This window comes from Vibrio sp. Sgm 5 (assembly GCF_026241575.1).
Classification (GTDB): Bacteria; Pseudomonadota; Gammaproteobacteria; order Enterobacterales; family Vibrionaceae; genus Vibrio; species Vibrio jasicida.
In genome coordinates this window covers 14,787-32,840 of the sequence record NZ_JAPHPY010000006.1, presented here as the reverse complement: position 1 = coordinate 32,840, position 18,054 = coordinate 14,787, and the positions used below count along the sequence as shown (strand labels likewise).

Annotated in this window: 10 protein-coding genes; 5 read left to right on the top strand and 5 right to left on the bottom strand. The window is 47.7% G+C overall.

Translation table 11 applies throughout. From position 1 onward, the window contains the following. Positions 1–17: 17 nt before the first annotated feature. From OQJ86_RS04950 to OQJ86_RS04940, 3 genes are all read right to left on the bottom strand, one after another. Positions 18–3,152, bottom strand: coding sequence for an HD domain-containing phosphohydrolase (locus OQJ86_RS04950; RefSeq protein WP_265986857.1), 3,135 nt, complete (start codon positions 3,150–3,152; stop codon positions 18–20). Between the two features lie 178 nt (positions 3,153–3,330). Next, the gene (gene melB, locus OQJ86_RS04945; RefSeq protein ID WP_038870574.1) at positions 3,331–4,704 is read right to left on the bottom strand and encodes a melibiose:sodium transporter MelB; all 1,374 of its coding nucleotides are present in this window, start codon (positions 4,702–4,704) and stop codon (positions 3,331–3,333) included. A 395-nt stretch (positions 4,705–5,099) separates the two neighbouring features. Next, positions 5,100–7,217, bottom strand: a complete 2,118-nt coding sequence (locus tag OQJ86_RS04940; protein ID WP_265986856.1) for an alpha-galactosidase — start codon at positions 7,215–7,217, stop codon at positions 5,100–5,102. Between the two features lie 837 nt (positions 7,218–8,054). On the opposite strand from OQJ86_RS04940, the gene OQJ86_RS04935 reads away from it, so the two are divergent. The 3 genes from OQJ86_RS04935 (at position 8,055) to OQJ86_RS04925 (ending at position 13,424) form a co-directional block, all read left to right on the top strand. Beyond that, positions 8,055–9,296 carry a carbohydrate porin gene (locus OQJ86_RS04935; protein ID WP_265986854.1) on the top strand — a complete coding sequence of 414 codons (1,242 nt, stop codon included), beginning with the start codon at positions 8,055–8,057 and terminating at the stop codon, positions 9,294–9,296. A gap of 69 nt (positions 9,297–9,365) precedes the next feature. Continuing rightward, the gene (locus tag OQJ86_RS04930) at positions 9,366–10,241 is read left to right on the top strand and encodes a MalM family protein (RefSeq protein WP_265986852.1); all 876 of its coding nucleotides are present in this window, start codon (positions 9,366–9,368) and stop codon (positions 10,239–10,241) included. A gap of 90 nt (positions 10,242–10,331) precedes the next feature. Next, positions 10,332–13,424, top strand: coding sequence for a beta-galactosidase (locus OQJ86_RS04925; protein ID WP_265986851.1), 3,093 nt, complete (start codon positions 10,332–10,334; stop codon positions 13,422–13,424). A 98-nt stretch (positions 13,425–13,522) separates the two neighbouring features. On the opposite strand, the gene OQJ86_RS04920 is transcribed toward OQJ86_RS04925, so the two are convergent. Both OQJ86_RS04920 and OQJ86_RS04915 read right to left on the bottom strand, forming a co-directional pair. Then, complete coding sequence (locus OQJ86_RS04920; protein WP_104048811.1) at positions 13,523–14,122, bottom strand: response regulator transcription factor; 600 nt, start codon at positions 14,120–14,122, stop codon at positions 13,523–13,525. After that, the gene (locus tag OQJ86_RS04915) at positions 14,115–16,007 is read right to left on the bottom strand and encodes a sensor histidine kinase (RefSeq protein WP_265986850.1); all 1,893 of its coding nucleotides are present in this window, start codon (positions 16,005–16,007) and stop codon (positions 14,115–14,117) included. Before OQJ86_RS04915 ends, OQJ86_RS04920 begins: the two co-directional genes overlap by 8 nt. A gap of 171 nt (positions 16,008–16,178) precedes the next feature. Between OQJ86_RS04915 and dsrO the strand changes: the two genes are divergently transcribed. Both dsrO and nrfD read left to right on the top strand, forming a co-directional pair. Then, a complete protein-coding gene (gene dsrO, locus OQJ86_RS04910; RefSeq protein WP_042602487.1) occupies positions 16,179–16,946 on the top strand; it encodes a sulfate reduction electron transfer complex DsrMKJOP subunit DsrO in 768 nt (255 codons plus the stop codon). Next, positions 16,943–18,040, top strand: coding sequence for an NrfD/PsrC family molybdoenzyme membrane anchor subunit (nrfD, locus tag OQJ86_RS04905; RefSeq protein ID WP_265986847.1), 1,098 nt, complete (start codon positions 16,943–16,945; stop codon positions 18,038–18,040). The genes dsrO and nrfD overlap by 4 nt, the downstream gene beginning before the upstream one ends. The last annotated feature ends 14 nt before the right edge of the window (positions 18,041–18,054 follow it).

Sequence of the window (18,054 nt, the reverse complement as noted above, 5' to 3'; positions counted from 1 at the left end):
TCAAGCTGGATTGAAGGCTAAGATAACTTTTCTAAATAGCTCTCTATATCGACATCATCGATAAGCTCATCCGGTAAATAGCGCTTGGCGTAACTTAGGTAAGTGCCACTGGTTAACAGCAGCTTAAATACGTCTTTATCAATGTGACCACCGAGTGCCATTTTCGACATAATGCTGATTGCCTCACTCAAGGATTTGGCTTTCTTGTAAGGTCGATCGGCCGCGGTTAACGCTTCAAAGATGTCAGCAACCGCAAGAATACGCTCCGGAATCGACAGGTCTTCGCCCATCAATCCACGCGGATAACCAAACCCTTCCATCGCCTCGTGGTGAGTCGTAGCATAACGAGGTACACGTTCTAACTCTGGCGGGAATGGGATGCTCTCTAGCATCTTAATGCCGCTGATCATGTGCTCATTAATTTTAAAGCGCTCTTCTGCTGATAACGTACCGCGCTGCACCGCCAAGTTATAAAGTTCACCATGGTTGTAAAGCTTCTCTGGCACCGTCATATTAATGCCAAACTCAGGGTCAAGATCAAACGGCTGCTCACGCTCAATCACATGCTCAGGACGGTCAGAAAGCAGCTTCTCCGTTGCTGGCGTTGGTTGTGGTTCATAGCGTGTTTCTTCTAATGGCGATAAGCCAAGCCCGCAATCGAAGTAACGCGTCCACTCTTTCTCAGCCAACTTGTGTAAACGTTCGATGCCTTGATCCGACATAAACTCCGCCCCCACGTTCGCACTGGCGACAAATTCGAACTCTTCTTTCAGCGCAGAAAATTCTTGTTCAAGTGCTTGCTCAGGTTGTTCATCGACGCCCATAGCTTTTAGTTTTTTGAGTAGATATTGAATCTGCGCATCTCGCCATAGCACCTCAAAGCGCATGCGAACTTCGTGAATTCGATTGTAGTTGGTTTCTAGCTTACTGCCTTTATCGACCACGTATTCCGGCGTGGCGATCTTACCGCAATCATGAAGCCAAGCGGCAATACGGAATTCACGGCGCTCCTCGTCATTGGCAAACTCAAAAGCTCCAAACGCACCTTGGTCAGATTTCTCTGCTTCTTCCGCAAGCATCAACGCAATCTCCGGCACACGGTTACAGTGACCTGCCGTATAATGTGACTTTTCATCGATGGCGCGTGCGATAAGTTGAATCACGGAATCAAAAAACTCATTTTGCCTTTGTTCAAACTGCTTAAGCGAGTTGCTGCCTCGCATCAGCGAAAGACTAAGTTGATGAATTTCCTCAATGCGAGAATGCACACGCTGCACTTTGTCGTATTCGCGATCACGTACAAACCTGACTTGCTTTCTCAATGCATTGATGGGGTCTGAGATCGGTTTTGCCATTTCCCACGCGACTGGAATGAGTAATGCAAGAACAAACAACGATGCGCCCACAGCATATAGCGTCACTTCATTTACGCCTGACATGACGTAAGACTGTGGAATCACGACAGCAAAGTAACGCTCTTCCTTATGAGTGAGTTTGGAGACAAAAACATACTTGTCTTTCCCATTGAGCGTCACTAGTTGAACGGAATTGATGAACTTAGGATCTTTGGCAAATTTGACCAGCTCTTCGTATGGCGTAAAGGTATAGGTCGACACTGCTGCCTTACCCTCAAACCATTTTTCACGCAGCTCTTTTCTTTGCTCTGGCGTAATCGCGTCAATAGCGCGGTTAATGATCTCAACTAAAGGTCTTTGTTCCTCATTCGCCAAGTAGTAAAACGCGTTGGAGAGGTTTGAATCCTTAACCAAAGTGATGGCTAAGTTCTGACGAAATGTTTCGCGTATTTTGTTGGCCAATATTTGACGGATGTCGAGCACAGCGACGATGTCACCATTCAATACCCCGTCGATCGCATCGTGCAAAGAAGCGTAATTGACGATGGTCATTTGCGGGTAAGCTTCTAACAAGTCGTCTTGAATGCTCCACCCTTTCAGCAAGCCAATTCTTTCGTTCTTCACTTGCTCTAAGGTATTGATGTGCTTGTTCTCTTCTGTGGTGAGCAAAGCAAACTTTGCGTGATAAAGAGGTTCACCGACGACACCGATGCTCGAAAGGTCATCTTGGTCGGCAATCGATTGAAGAATGTCGATATTGCCATTTTTAAAATCGTTGACGAGCTCATTCCAACGTCGACCGTTCACAAACTTAAACTTTAAGCCGGTCATTTCAGAAATCATCTTGAACAAATCAATCGAGAAGCCATTTGGGCGACCGCCAACGGTGTAATCAAGCGGAGCCCAATTATTTTGGTTCGACACTTTCAATTCTGGCGTTTGGGCGACCAGTGCTCGTTGCTCATCAGTTAAGTTCACCGGAGAGACCAAAGGTAAGCGATCTTCGATGTCGACCATCTTGTTAGTTGCAATCAATCGGCCATTGGCTTGATAGATAAACGCCTCCGCTTCTGGCGATTTCTTGTTTTCGACAAAACGGTTGGTGAGTTGCGCCTCTAACGAGGAGAGAAGAATGTCTACACCCACCACAGTATCAGATTCTGGCACCTTAATGGAAAAGGTTTCCCCAGATACTTTTAGAGTGTTGAACAAATATGGAGAAGTATTGTAAATGTCATCATGGTCAGCATTTTCAAACCAGCTGCGTTGAGTCGGGATGAAGTTACTAAACTCATCTAAAGCATGGCGTGATACAAAGTTTTCATCATAGTAAATACTTACCTTACGACGATCTCGCTTCACTCCGCTATGCGCGATCAACAACCACTTGTCCCCTGGTTGAGCATCTACACGTGAGCGAATTTCCTCTGAGGGAAGGTTGATCAACTGGAAGAAGTCGTTGTTCGCTTTGGCAACAAAAATACTATGAATGCCGGGCTCTCTTACCAACAATTTAGACAAAGGGATGATGATGCTCTCTTCGGGCGTATCTACCCCGATGAGCGACACTAACTGCGCGCCGCTTCGTGCCACGTTCTCAGCTAAATTTTGTAGATTAGATAAATGACTCGATACACCTGTTGCGATGGTTTGATATCGGGTGAGGGTGTGTTGCAGCTCAGTTTTCCTTGCAAAATGGTATTGCAAAGTAATCGCCACACCTGCTGTCACTAGGGTACAGAAGACAAACATCAACCCTAGCACTGTCCTTAACGAAATCCGTTTACGTTTCTTCATCGTTTCAGCTTGGAGTAATCCAAGCGCCTTAATCCTTTAACCAACTGAAATTATTGTCTAAAAATTGAATTTAAGCCAATCACGAAATTTGATCGAAGCAAACAAAAACGCCTCCATCGGGAGGCGCTTTATCTTAGTGACTAAATTGAGTTGGGGTACTTAAGTGAAAACGTAACGATTATGCTTGTGCTGGAACGCTTTCAACTTGAGTTTGTTGCTCAGCTTCTTCTTTGTTGAAGCCTTCGTGTAGATGGTAGTAACGTTGGTAAATCACGCCACTGATGGTCATCATGATGGCAGGTAGACCAATCATCATAAATTCTAAGCCCATAATGGTGCTTGCTGATTGCTCTACGTTTGGTACGTAACCCACAACAGACAGACCAACACCCACAATGAAGCCACCTGCTGCGCCTGCGAACTTCACAAGCATGGTTTGTACTGAGAAGATAACGCTCTCGCTACGACGACCTGTTTTGTGCTCACCGTAGTCCACAACGTCAGCCAGCATTACAGTTTGCAGCGCGTTCGCAATACCCACACCAAACTTAATTGCTGCACCCGCCATACCAATCATTAGCGCGTTAGCTGGGGCGATAAAGCCCATCAACAGTAGAAGTACACAAGACAGAATTGGGAAGCCACACGCGATAGGCCATAGAAGCTTACGGGGAAGGAATGCCGCAAGACGTGGGAATAAGAACACACCCGCGACTTCTGCCGCGCCTGCGACCGCCATATAAACTGGGAATAGCTCTGCGTTACCCAGTGCGTAAGAGAAGTAGTAAATCGCAAAGCCACCAACCAATAGGTTCGCAATTTGGAAAGACAGAACCGTGCCGATTAGCGCTTTAAGCTGGTCGTTTTTACCGATGATAGTCAAAACGTCTTTGAAGCTGAATTTCTCTGCTGGTTTTGCGTTAGCTGGTGCCGCTTTCTCTTTTACGTTACGAGCAATCAAGAATGCGCTCATCACAAACAGAACCGCAATCAGCATCGCAACATTGAAGAAACCGTCGCCTTGGTTGCCGTTACCTAACTCACCCACAATGTGCAGACCGTAAGTACCAGTAATGAACCATGCAAGGCTCGCGAACAAACGTGGCCATACCACAAGCTTTTCACGTTCTTGGCGAGAGCTTGATAGCGCTGGAATCATTGACCAGTATGGGATATCCATAATGGTGTACGTTAGGCCCCAAAGGATGTATGCCGCCGCTGCGTAGATGTAAAGCGTAGTGCCTTCAAACATGTGAGTACTGAAAAGGCCGACCAGCACTACTGCGTTTAAAAGCGTACCAATCACAATCCAAGGACGGAATTTACCGAATTTTGAGCGCGTGTTGTCAACAATCACTCCCATCATTGGGTCAGTGATGGCATCGATAACACGAGCGGCTAAGAAGATAGTACCAACGAAAGCAGCAGACAAGCCAGCTACGTCAGTGAAGTAGAACATTAAGAAGATGTAGATAGGTGCACAGGCAAAGTCTTTACCGAGTGCGCCAAGGCCGTAGGACAGCTTGGTTTGTAGCGTAATTTTATCAGACATAATAGTTCCTTAGTGTCGTACTGCTATTCATTCCCCTAACTAGAATTCATAACGTCGACGTCTTTTATTTATATTTCGATGCTAATGCTACTCACACACTGAATGCCTTACTGTGATCAAAAACTGCTTTATGGAAACGTTTACAGACAGGTTTTCAAAATGAGACATCGAACAATATTTAGACCTATTAATGCGAGGAGATCGTGTTATTTACGTCATTTTATCAACACTTTACGCTCATTGAGCATGAGAACGATTTCAAAACGGCCAATTAAAACCAACGCAAAAAGCCGTACAAACTTGATGTCTGTACGGCGATAGAAAACCAATGAGAAACGATGAAATCGTCTAAATAGCTATGATTCTAAATAGGCAAGGTTCTAAATCGGTAAGGCTTAGTGAATACGTTCGAACTTCACCAACATGGCACTTTCTGCATCGAGGATTGGCATGGTCAAGCCTACCTCTTCACACCATGCGCCAGATAACTCACAACCCGATTCAGTCCAAGGCGGTTGATAATTCACTATGTCATCGTAGTTAGACGGTTTATCCAATACCGTCACTCGATATGTTGCTTGTGGATCCAAGCCCGGTACACGCAAATGCCCACTTAAAGAGTTCGTTGGCATCGCAAGCTGAGCAATCATCACCACGGCTTCCGATTGATCGTTTGAGACAACGGCATGAATTTGATGTGCCTTATCGTCCGTTGGGATTCGCCAAGTTCTTCCGCTGTGTAGCAATGGACGCAGCATCTTGTGCAGCTTGATGTAGCGCTCAAAGCCTTCTTTTTCCGCTTGTTCTTCTTTCACTGGGTCAAGCTCAATCCCCATATGACCGAACAGTGCCGTAAGCCCGCGGAACTCAATACTATGGCGGCGGCGCGTACTATGACAGTGGCTAGCACCAATATGGCTGCCCATCACCTCTGGCGGGAAGAAGTAGCTCATACCGCGTTGAATGGTTTGACGCTCAAGTGCGTCGTTATTGTCTGAAGCCCAGAAACGATGCGTGCGTTTCAGAACCTCAAAATCAATACGACCACCACCAGCTGCACAAGATTCAATCTCGACTTTCGGGTGCTTTTCACGAACTTTATCGACTAACTGATAGTAACGTTGGGTTTGATTGTGCGCCGCAGCCTGACCTAAATGCGCAGGCTGAACGACTTCGCGGTTCATATCCCACTTGATGTAAGCGATATTGTAAGTCGAGAGGAAGTGATCCAATCGCTCAAACAAGAAGTTAAACGCATCATCATTTTGTAGGTTAATCACGTATTGGTTGCGACCAGTTGGCTGATCGTAACCGTTTACAGCCAGTAACCAATCAGGATGAGTACGGAACAATTCGGAATCTTTGTTGATCATCTCTGGCTCAAACCACAAGCCAAATTCCATGCCCAATTTATTTACGTGTTCCACAATCGGGTGTAGGCCATTTGGGTACTTAGCTTCACACAGAAACCAATCCCCTAACCCTGCTTTATCACCGTTGCGTCCTTTGAACCAACCATCATCAATGATAAAGCGTTCTACACCCATCTCTGCGGACTGAGTTGCCATCGACATGATGTATTCTGGATCGTGGTCGAAGTAGATGCCCTCCCACGTATTGAGGTGGATCGGGCGAGGTTTGTCCGTGAAATCACTCGGCAAAATCATTTCGCGTACATGAGAGTGGAAGTGATGGCTCATGCCATTCAAACCACAATTACTGTGGCTCGCGTACAACCAAGGCGTCGTAATGCTCTCACCTTCTTTTAGCGCTACTTCACCAGGCAGGTAAATAACTTCAGCCTGCATGTAACGACGGCCATCAGCTTTCACATCTACACGTAATCTGTGGTTGCCACTCCATGCGAAATGGAAGCCCCACACATCGCCATTCATTTCATCAAAGTGAGTCGTACCAGCAACAAGCGCAGGATAATGCTCATGAGAGGTACGTCCGCGACGGTTTTCTTGTTGGTAGCCGCCTTGCAGCAATGGCTGGCGCACCGTTTGGAACTCATGAACCCAGCGGCCGTAGTAAGTCATCAACTCATTTGCACGAGCTGGTAAAGGCAACGTATTGGCAAGACGGTTCACATGATAAACGCCTGCTTTTTTGTTGGTGAGCGTATGACGCGTTTTCACCACATCGTTGCTATCAAGCTTAAGCTCGGTTTGTAAACGAAGACCTGCGATCGCATCTTCGCTCTCAACCACAATACTGTCTTGCTGTTGTTCAATATGGGAGATGACAAACACTGGAGCCCAATCTTGACCATTGCGATGCCCTTCCACACCAGGGCTGCTGAAAACGCCACGACCAAGCTCTGGGTGTAGAGTCATGGATACGTCGCTGTCCAAACGACCGTATGGCACGGGACGATGTAAAGCCATGCGGAAACCACTAAGGTCACCACTTACTTTTTGTCCCCAATGCAGAATCTCTGCATATTCGCCCAACTCTACAATCAATTGAGTTTGCTGACCGGTTAGCTCAATCAGTGTTTTGTCCGTCATCTTGTCTTACCTTGAAACTGGAAATTACGCTGCATCATAATGAAAAAAACAAAAGAATCTGTGAGCCACACCAAAATCATGGAAACGTTTACAGTTAATTTTTCAAACTGGTGCCATCGCCCGCTACACCTAATTCCTTCTTATATTACGCAGCGATCAGTTCAAAAACCTCAGATTTTTTAGTTACTGAGTTCTTTAAAGCACTGCACGTAGATTCGAATACCAAACTGATTTATAAAGAATTTTTCGTTATTTAATTCATTACCTTGCAACAACAAAATCATAAATAAGGTTACAGACCGCTCAGTTGAACTCCTCACCTCTTGAAGTGGTTAACCGACAACCGTATTCTTGAGGCTTCGAGATTCTTTATGAAGTGTCTCTCTTGGGTCCTAACTCAAAATCCCAGTTTGACGATACCGCAAATGCTCGTGTGCAGTGCGCCCGCGAACCCCTTGTTGTATATGCTTCCTTGTCTCACATGCCCAGTTGATTTCAATTGGGCTCTCTTTCCTCTTCTTCTTAATAACTCCCTCTCCTTAGATAAAAACCTATTTAAATCAGCATCTTAAATAAAATAAACTTCCATCTTCCAACTCAAACACCATCCAGACGAAGTAAACGATTCCAACTTACGTGGTTAGAAATCAATCTAAAATCGCGCTTAAAACCTCAATTTAAGAGATCGCAATCACACAAAATAGTAATAACCCCCTCATTACGACAAAAATGCCAACCCCATCATGAAAACGTTTCCAGAGTTTATTTACACTGCGCAGCGAGTTAGGACTCAAACCAATAAAAAATAAATCCATAAAAATAGAATGGAGACACTTCATGAAACAAAAGACGCTTGTAAGAGCGCTTGGGTTAACCCTCGCCCTAGCACCGCTTGCTGGTATGGCTGCAGTGGAGAACATCACTTACTTCGGCTACACCAAGTGGGGCAACATTTACACCGATAACGATGAACACAATGGTGGCAAAGGCGAACGCAACGATGTGATTCGTGCAGGTCAAGGTTACGGTAACTACCGTTTGGGTAACGAACTGAACTGGTGGGAAGCGGGCCTCAAAGCCGACGTTTGGCAACAAGGCGACGCGTACTTTGATACCACACTTTACCTTGGTAGCGGCGAAAGCTGGGGGGACGTTAGCTTGATCCAAATGTGGTCGGCAGGTCATGGTCTGTTTGAAGGCCAAGCAGATGCCACCGTTTGGGCGGGCGAACGCTTTTACCGCCGTCATGAAGTGCACATGATCGACATTAAATACTGGGACACATCGAGCACAGGTATCGGTATTGAAAACTGGGATCTTGGTTTTGCTAAAGGTCACATCGCATGGATGGCGCCAAACTCTAGCGCAGATGGCCGCAGCTTACACAACATCGACGCACGTTTGAGCGGCATTGAACTGAGCGACAGTGCAGATCTTACGGTCGGTTTGAACTATGTGTTCACGCAAAACTCTAGTTATGACGAAAGTGACATCACCACTTCTGGCGCTATGCTTTCTGCACTTTACCGTCAAGCTTGGAACTATGGTTCAAACACATTCGCTTTCCAATACGGTACAGATGCGCTTGCGGGCGGTTTGATGAGTGCTGAAGGTGGCTCAAACCGTAAATACAACACCGGCGTTGAACACGATGGTTACAGCTGGCGTATTTTCAACTCTGGCGATCTTAACGTGAATGAAGATTTCCAAGTGATGTACTCCATCGCTTACCAAGACAAAAACCTGGATAACAACGAAGGTGAGAAATGGTTCAGCGTAGGCGCTCGTCCTCAGTACAGCTGGACAGAATACATGGCGACCGCACTTGAAGTTGGCTACGAATCAGTAGAAGCACAAAACGGCGCTGGCGCTAACGACATGTACAAAGTGACGGTGGCGCAAATGTTCCAAGCAGGCAAAGGCGTTTGGGCTCGTCCATCACTGCGCTTGTTCGCGACCTACTCAGAGAAAGCCGATGAGTGGAACCGTGGCGGTGAAGTCTACGGCCATGCTCGCAGCAATGGTGGACAAAACGTCGACGAAATCACCTTCGGCTTTAACGTCGAAACATGGTGGTAATCCAAACCCGCTACTATTTATGAACCCAACGGGGTGAGTAATACGCTCACCCCACAAAGGACAACGCAGATGAAACTAAAACCGCTAGCAACTCTATTCATGGCTCTGTCTCTTGGCGCGTGCAGTGGATTACCAGAGCAAACCTTCAATACCGATTTGAGCCAACCACAATGTTGCTCAACGTTAGATGCTTTGCCTCTGACCGCCCTATCGATTCCTTTCCACCAGCAGGTGGTTATAGATGCAAATCTGCCAAGTGTTAGCAGTGCGGTTTTACTTTCCTCAGATTCTGCTTCATCCAAACCGCTCCCGGTGATGAGCTACCAAATCACTTCTGACGCGCCATTTTCGCTACTTGTTCGCTCGTATGTTGATAACAATGCGCTATTTGCTGCTAACGTTCTTATTTATGACGCGAAATGGCAGCTTCTAACCGAATACTCCGAAAAAGACTTTAACTACCACACAACGGGTATGCGCGGCCTAGAACGTGTTGAACAAGTGATCACGGTAAACCCACAACTTAATGGCGCGAAATACGTGGTCATCGCTTCAGATTCGACACTGCTTGGCACCGAATTGACTCGTAAGCATCCAGAAGAAGTCTACGCAGAAACGCAAAACGTCATTGGCAGTAAACAGCTTCCGCTCACAGCGCAGTTCCAACCTTTTGGCGTTATTGATGTCACGGCGAGCGCCTCCGACAACAACGCGCTGTTAACGCTTTTGGCGGAATTTGGCACACAAACCAACGACACCGAAAAAGCAGAGTTAACCCCTGCCGCATCGCCTGAAGCACAAGATGAATGGACGTTGTACCAATCTCAAATCGATGCAGCGCTCAAAGACAACGATGTAAAACAAGCTGCAGCGATTGCCAACCAAGCAGCTGAGCAAGGCTTTACCCAAGCAAAAGACTATCTCGTGAAGCAATTAGCGAAATAACACTTCACAACAAGACCAAAGACACTCTCGCTGCGGACTCAAATTCCGTAGCGAAACAAGATTAGAAACAAAAAGTTAAGTAGGAAAACCATGAAGGCATTTTCAGAAATTCTCCAAAGACGCGACTGGGAAAACCCGCAATCAGTGAACATTCACTGTCTTAAGGCTCACAGCCCTCTTTCCAGTTTCCGCGATATTGACCATGCCCGCGACGGTATTCAAGCCCAGCGCCAATCGCTGAACGGACAATGGAAATTCAAACTGTTTGATACGCCAGAGCAAGTTGACGGCGAGTTCATCGAGTCACAATTCAATGACAAAGACTGGGATGAGATTACTGTCCCTTCAAACTGGCAAATGCAAGGTTACGACAAGCCTATCTACGCCAACGTGAAATACCCATTCGAAGTAAACCCGCCGTTTGTACCAAGTGATAACCCAACGGGCTGCTACCGCACTAGCGTGTCACTTTCAGCAGAAGATTTAGCCAATACGCAGCGCATTATCTTTGATGGTGTGAACTCGGCTTTCCACCTTTGGTGTAACGGCACTTGGGTTGGCTACAGTCAAGATAGCCGCCTACCTTCTGAATTCGACCTAACGCCTTACCTTGTTGCGGGTGACAACAGCCTTGCCGTCATGGTGATTCGTTGGAGTGATGGCAGCTACCTAGAAGACCAAGATATGTGGTGGCTAAGTGGTATCTTCCGCGACGTGACTTTGCTGTCTAAACCACAACACTGCATTGAAGATGTGTTCATCACACCGGATTTAGACGCGTGTTACCGCGATGGTTCACTGTCGATTGTGACTTCGGTTTCTGCGCCTGACACCTACCAAGTTCAAGTGCAGCTGTTTGAAGGTGAACAAGCTGTGACAGAGCCACGCATCGACCGCCCACACAACCGTCGCATTGACGAACGTGGCACATGGGATGACGTGGTATTCCAAACATTGCACGTACACGAGCCAAAGAAATGGACAGCGGAAACACCGAACCTTTACCGCTTAGTCGTTTCACTATTGGATGAAAATGGCACGCACCTAGAAAGCGAAGCGTACCCTGTGGGCTTCCGTAAAGTCGAAATCACCGATGGCCAATTGAAGCTAAACGGTAAGCCTTTGTTGATCCGCGGCGTGAACCGTCACGAACATCACCCAGAGCTTGGTCATGTGATGACGGAAGAAGACATGATCCGTGACATCTGTTTGATGAAGCAATACAACTTCAACGCGGTACGTACAGCGCACTACCCGAACCACCCTCGTTGGTACGAACTGTGTGACCAATACGGCTTGTACGTGTGCGATGAGGCGAACATCGAAACGCATGGCATGCAGCCAATGAACCGCCTATCGAGCGATCCACAATGGGCGCACGCTTACATGAGCCGCTACACCCAAATGGTGATGCGCGATAAGAACCACCCTTCAATCATCATCTGGTCTTTAGGTAACGAATCCGGTCACGGCAGCAACCACAATGCCATGTACGCTTGGTCTAAAAACTACGACCCGTCTCGCCCAGTACAATACGAAGGCGGCGGTTCAAACACCACAGCAACCGACATCATTGCGCCAATGTACGCGCGTGTGAACACGGTCATTGAAGACGAAGCCGTGCCTAAATGGGCAATCAAGAAGTGGGTGTCGTTACCAAACGAAACGCGCCCTTTGATCTTGTGTGAATACGCACACGCGATGGGCAACAGTCTGGGTAGCTTTAATGATTACTGGGATGCGTTCCGCGATTACCCTCGCCTGCAAGGTGGCTTTATTTGGGATTGGGTGGATCAAGGTCTGAGCCAATGGGATGAAAACGGTCAACATTTCTGGGCTTATGGCGGCGACTTTGGTGATGAAATCAATGACCGTCAGTTCTGCATCAACGGTTTGATCTTCCCAGATCGCACGGTTCATCCAACGTTGGAAGAAGCAAAATACTGCCAACGCATGATCACCGTATCACTGCAAGAACAAACCAAAGAAGCTTACACACTGTTGGTAACTAACGAGAACTTGTTCCGCGCGACCGATAATGAGCAATTGAACTGGTCTCTGTTGGAAGATGGCAAAATCATCCAAACGGGTTCATTGGCGCTTAACGTAGAAGCGGATAGCCAAGCAAGTATTGAGATTGCCTTTAATTTCACGCCAAAAGCGGAAGCGCAATATCACTTAAATATCGACATTACTCTGATTGCTGCAACACCTTGGGCAGACGCAGAACACGTCGTTGCTTCTGAGCAAATGTCACTACGCAATACAGCAGGCCTTGCTCTACCAACATTGGAAACGCAACCGGCGCCAATGCTAACGCAGCAAGACAATGCCATTTTGGTATCTAGTGTGGATGAAAAACATCAATGGCGTTGGGATAGCCAAACTGGCTTGATGACCGACTGGCGTGTCGATGGCGAAGCACAAATGCTCGCGGCACCACAAGATAACTTCTTCCGTGCGCCACTGGATAACGACATCGGCGTGAGCGAAATCGACAACGTCGATCCAAACGCTTGGATGTGTCGTTGGGACATGGCGGGTATCGGCCAGTGGGAACGCCAATGCGTCGCTTGCCACAGTGAAACTCTGGCACATGCAGTGAAAGTGACTTCGACGTTCGCTTACCACTTTAATGGTGAAGTACAGGCGATCACGACTTGGACACACACACTGAGCAATAACGGTGAGATGGCATTGGCTGTCGACGTGAAGCTGGCTGATGATTTACCACCAATGCCACGCATCGGTTTGGAATTCGAACTGCCATTGAATGAGCAAAACGCGCCGATCACATGGCAAGGCTTAGGTCCATTTGAAAACTACCCTGACCGTTTGGCAGCGGCGCGCTTCGGCCAGCACACACAAACACTTGAGCAAATGCACACGCCATACATTTTCCCAACCGATAGCGGTCTGCGTTGTGGTACGCAATGGTTGAAAGTGAATGAGTTAGAAGTCTCGGGAGACTTCCAGTTCAGTGTGAGTCAGTACGCTCAGCAGCACTTAGCAGCAGCAAAACACACCAATGTTCTGGTCGCAGAAGAGAAGATTTACGTGCGCCTAGACCATAAACATATGGGCGTTGGCGGTGATGACTCTTGGAGCCCAAGTGTGCACAAGGAATTCCAGTTAACGGACAATCAATACGCTTACAAAGTGACGTTTAAACCCGCTCAGTAATCGATTGATACCCTTAACATAAAACACGTCAGTGTGGCTTTAATCCCCAAGTTTCGGCTTGGGGATTTTTTTATTTGAGCATAAGTTTTATGCCTGTTTTATTGCGCCAGTTTGCCGTAGATGTAAGCCAGCTCTGCCACGGTTTTCGCCGAGAACTTTTTCAACAGACTTGCGCGATGCACTTCCACTGTTCGCATCGCAATACACAACTCATCGGCAATGCGAATATTGCGCTTACCCGCGATGATCAAACGCAGAATGTCTTTCTCTCTTGGCGTCAGTGATTCATACGCAGCTTTCGCGCCCGCAATATCCAAATTCGCCGCAGATTGAACTTGGCCTTTCAAAATCGCTTGTGCCAGCTCATCCCCTTTTACTGGCTTTTGGAAAAAATTCACCGCGCCAGCTTGCAGCGCATCCACCGCCATTGGCACATCGCCATGTCCGGTTAAGTAAATCACCGCCAGTGGACTTTTAGCTTCATTGAGGATTTGATGCACTTGCTGGCCACGTAGATTCGGCATTCGGCTATCCAGAATTACACAGCCTGCTTGATGGATATCCACGCTATCAAGAAATGCCTGCCCATCGGCAAACGTCGTCACAGAGAAGTCATGTTCTTCGAGCATAAACGCCAACGAATCTCGCACCGACTCATCATCGTCGACCACAAATACGGGCAGTTGCTTATCACTCATTCACTTCTCCTGTGTTTCTTTTTGTTTGCTCTTCTTCATTGCGTTTTGTATTGGCGGTTTTCATGGTTTGATACGGCAAGGTTAATACCACTAAGCAACCGTGTGGCTGAGTAGATTGGATAACGAATTCACCACCATGCATCTCCATCACATCACGACAGATCGCCAAGCCCAGCCCTAACCCTTCCTGTTTTGTACTCACAAAGGCGGCGGTTGGGTTCTCATGCTCCAAGCCCGTACCGTTATCTAACACTCGAATCGACATACTTTGCGCTTGATAATCCGTGTGAAGCGCAATTTTGCCTTGGTAACTGTTAGGATGATTTTCTGCGTACATCACACAAGCATCTATCGAGTTGTTCATCACGTTTACCAACACTTGCTGCAGACCTACGGCATCAGCTTCGACCCATTGGGGTTGTCCTTCGGTGCTGCGAACTACTTCAATGCTTTGCTTCTGCAAGCGGAAATTCAGCAGCTCAACCGTATCAGAAATCAGTTGCTCGACATCGCACGCAGCCATGTCGACGCTGCGCTTTTTAATCAAGGTTCGCAGGCGACAAACGATCGCATCGGCACGTTCTACTTGGGTCTGGATCTTTTCTAATACTGGCACGATATCTTCATGAGGACGCTTCTTAGCTAATCGTAACAAGCCACCTTCGCTGTAGTTTCGGATCGCCGCTAAAGGTTGGTTAATCTCGTGCGCAAGACTGCCGCCTAATTCGCCCACAATAGCCACTCGTTGTGAGTGCTCTAGCATTTCGCTCTTCTCTTTTAAGCGCAGTAAGGTTTTCTCTAGCGCTTGTTTGCTCTTGCTGAAACGATACTCCAGCCAGAAGTGGTAAATGTTCAACACAATAACAAACAGAAACAACGCCCACGCCCATTCTTGATGGAAACGCAACCAGCGCAACGCCTCTTTCCACCAAGGTTGCTGCAATGGGTGCAAGTCCATCGCTTGGTAGAGTTTGTCTATCGACAACAAACTGACTGGTGATGTCCAACCGGATGCTTTGGCTGCAATAGCAGCGGGATTATCGGAGGGCATCGCAAGTAAGGCTCGACTGATCTTCTTGGCTAATTGAGACGATCCACGCTCCGTTTTCGCAAAGGACCAATTTGGATATAGGGGCGTCGATACTGCACACTCAGTTTGAGGAAGTTTAAGCGGACTTAACACCCGCAGTTGCCCCTCTTCCAATAGCCCTTCACCTTCCATTTGCTCAACCAAACAAGCTGGAACCACGGCGGCTTCCACATTGTGATCACGCAGTTGGTAGAGGTTGGCATCAATTGGGAAACCCAAAAAGCGCACGTCCGAGAAGAAGTCATTCGGATCTAACCCTTTCTCTATCACTTGATAACGCAATGTGAGGTAACCACCAAAGGCTTTCTCTGACACCGCTGCGACCGGCAAACCGGACACATCATTGAGTGTGGAATACGGCGAATCAGAACGCACCACCAGCGCCGATCCAATGCCGTAATTTGAGTTTTCTGGCGCTTGGCTGGTCAACGTCGCTATCCAAGACAACGCGTACTGACGCCCCAAACGCACTGCTTGTCCGGGGTTAGTGAGAATGAAATCCATGCTTTGGTTTTCGACTGCTTTGGTCATGCCATCGAGATCTAGCGGATGGAGAACAAATCGGACTTCAGGGATCTGTTGATTGAGCCAGTAGATCGTCGGTTGCCAACGCTGCTCCGCATATAAATGGCCACGTATGGCTAGCACACCTACATCGACTTGCGGTTTAGAGAAAGCGCTGGAATCTAATGTTTGTGTTGATGCTGCATGTACAAAAGAAACCGTGAAGCAGCCGGATATAAGACTGATGAAAACAATCCATAAGCGAATGAAGTTTAGCGATTTTTTCAGCATGAATTGTTTCTTAATCCTCGGTATTGGGAGCATCAGAATAACAGCAACATAGCGGAATCCACATTTGTTTTAGATCAACTTTGCTCTCGGTATGTGGAAATCCACTATATCGACAAAGGGCTGCAATTCTGACAATGAAAACAAGCTCTAATCAATCTTAGCAGGTGAGTTATGGATTCCACCAAACGCCGTTTTCTCAGTGCCGTTACCGCAGGCGCTGCGCTGATTCCGATCGCCGGAATTGGCACAGCCACAGCAGGCACGGTGATCAGAAACAACAATGAACCAGACCGTAAAGGCCAAGTCGGTAAACGCTACGCCATGGTTGTCGACTTGCGTAAATGTGTAGGCTGTCAGGCTTGTACTGTCGGTTGCAGCATCGAAAACCAAGCCCCTATTGGTCAGTTCCGAACCACTGTAAAACAATATGAAGTCACCCTCGATGATGGCTCAACCGCGACAGAAGAAGTGAAGTCTTTCATGCTGCCACGCTTGTGTAACCACTGTGATAACCCGCCGTGTGTGGCCGTTTGTCCGGTGCAAGCCACCTTCCAACGAGAAGACGGCATCGTGATGGTCGACAACAGTCGCTGCGTGGCGTGTGCTTACTGTGTTCAGGCTTGTCCTTACGATGCGCGCTTCATCAACGAAGAGACCCTCACTGCGGACAAATGTACTTTCTGCGCCCATCGCCTCGAAGAAGGTTTGCTGCCTGCTTGTGTGGAAACGTGCGTTGGTGGTGCTCGCGTGATTGGTGATATCAACGATCCGAACAGCGAAGTTCGCCGCCTGATGACAAAGCATCAAGACGACATCAAAGTGCTTAAGCCAAACGAAGGCACCAAACCTCACGTGTTCTACATCGGCATGAATGAACGCTTCACGCAACACATTGAAGGTCAGCCTGCGATTTATGATCCACAAGGAGAAAAAGCATGAACATAACCGAAGTGCTCGTACAACCTCAGGCCATCGCTTGGCTTCCGTGGGCAGTGCAATATTTCTTCTACATCGGCTCAGCTTATGCTGCGGCTATTTTGTTCTTAATCGCGCTGTTGTTTGAATCTCACACCAGCCATCGTCTGCGTGCAGCCTTGGTGCTGACTTTGGCGATTGGCGCGATCGTTGGTCCGCTCGCGTTAACAGGCGATCTCCACCAGCCGGGACGTGCTTGGCATTTCTACGCACATCTCACCCCTTGGTCTTGGATGTCATTAGGTTCGTTGTTCTTACCTCTGTTCTCTGGCTTGGCTGTGGCAACGGCATGGTTGTATCTGCGTAATGATTTGATCAACCTAGAGAACCAACCGGGTAAGGTATTTCCGCTACTTGCGAAGCTCTCGCTAGGCCGTTGGAAAACCGGCCGCAAGCTGATGATGGCAGCGTCGATTATGACGGTCTTATCTGGCCTCACCATCGCGCTTTACACTGGCGCAGAGATTGCGATCGTGAAATCTCGTTCATTGTGGCATCAACCTGCATCACCTGTGCTTTGGTTTGTGACTGCGTTTATTGGCGCGGTCGGCTTTACCTTACTTATTTGGCTTTTGATTCCATCGAAGTCGGATCGCCTGACCTTCGGAGATACACGTTTACTGCGTCAGACGACGGCAATTAGCGGCGCATTATCGCTGTTGTTGGTTCCTATCTGGGCTTCGAACAATGCCAGCTCATCCCTTTACGCTTCTCCATTATGGGTACAACACATCGCATTACTAACGTCTTTGCTGCTGGGTAGCGTGCTGCTTGCACTGTTTACGCTGCGCGATACCAATCGTCACTTCATTCGAGTGTTATTCATGTCTGGGATGGCCCTCACGACAGCGTGGACGGTTCGTTGGATCACCATGATGGAAGTACAAACCATCGCTAAGTTTGATGTTGGCCCATATCCATATGACTTACCAATTGGCAGTAATGGTCTGATCGGCATCATCGGCATGTTTGGCCTGTGGATTGCGCTGGCATTACTTGGTTCCGAACTGATTCAACCAAAGCGTGAATCGTCACCTTCAACCCTAACTCAACACTGATCTAAGAGGATTTC

What these genes read in the sequence shown, in the direction of transcription:
- OQJ86_RS04950 (WP_265986857.1), bottom strand. Translation starts at nt 3,152, where the DNA reads ATGAAGAAACGTAAACGGATTTCGTTAAGGACAGTGCTAGGGTTGATG.
- melB (WP_038870574.1), bottom strand. Translation starts at nt 4,704, where the DNA reads ATGTCTGATAAAATTACGCTACAAACCAAGCTGTCCTACGGCCTTGGC.
- OQJ86_RS04940 (WP_265986856.1), bottom strand. Translation starts at nt 7,217, where the DNA reads ATGACGGACAAAACACTGATTGAGCTAACCGGTCAGCAAACTCAATTG.
- OQJ86_RS04935 (WP_265986854.1), top strand. Translation starts at nt 8,055, where the DNA reads ATGAAACAAAAGACGCTTGTAAGAGCGCTTGGGTTAACCCTCGCCCTA.
- OQJ86_RS04930 (WP_265986852.1), top strand. Translation starts at nt 9,366, where the DNA reads ATGAAACTAAAACCGCTAGCAACTCTATTCATGGCTCTGTCTCTTGGC.
- OQJ86_RS04925 (WP_265986851.1), top strand. Translation starts at nt 10,332, where the DNA reads ATGAAGGCATTTTCAGAAATTCTCCAAAGACGCGACTGGGAAAACCCG.
- OQJ86_RS04920 (WP_104048811.1), bottom strand. Translation starts at nt 14,122, where the DNA reads ATGAGTGATAAGCAACTGCCCGTATTTGTGGTCGACGATGATGAGTCG.
- OQJ86_RS04915 (WP_265986850.1), bottom strand. Translation starts at nt 16,007, where the DNA reads ATGCTGAAAAAATCGCTAAACTTCATTCGCTTATGGATTGTTTTCATC.
- dsrO (WP_042602487.1), top strand. Translation starts at nt 16,179, where the DNA reads ATGGATTCCACCAAACGCCGTTTTCTCAGTGCCGTTACCGCAGGCGCT.
- nrfD (WP_265986847.1), top strand. Translation starts at nt 16,943, where the DNA reads ATGAACATAACCGAAGTGCTCGTACAACCTCAGGCCATCGCTTGGCTT.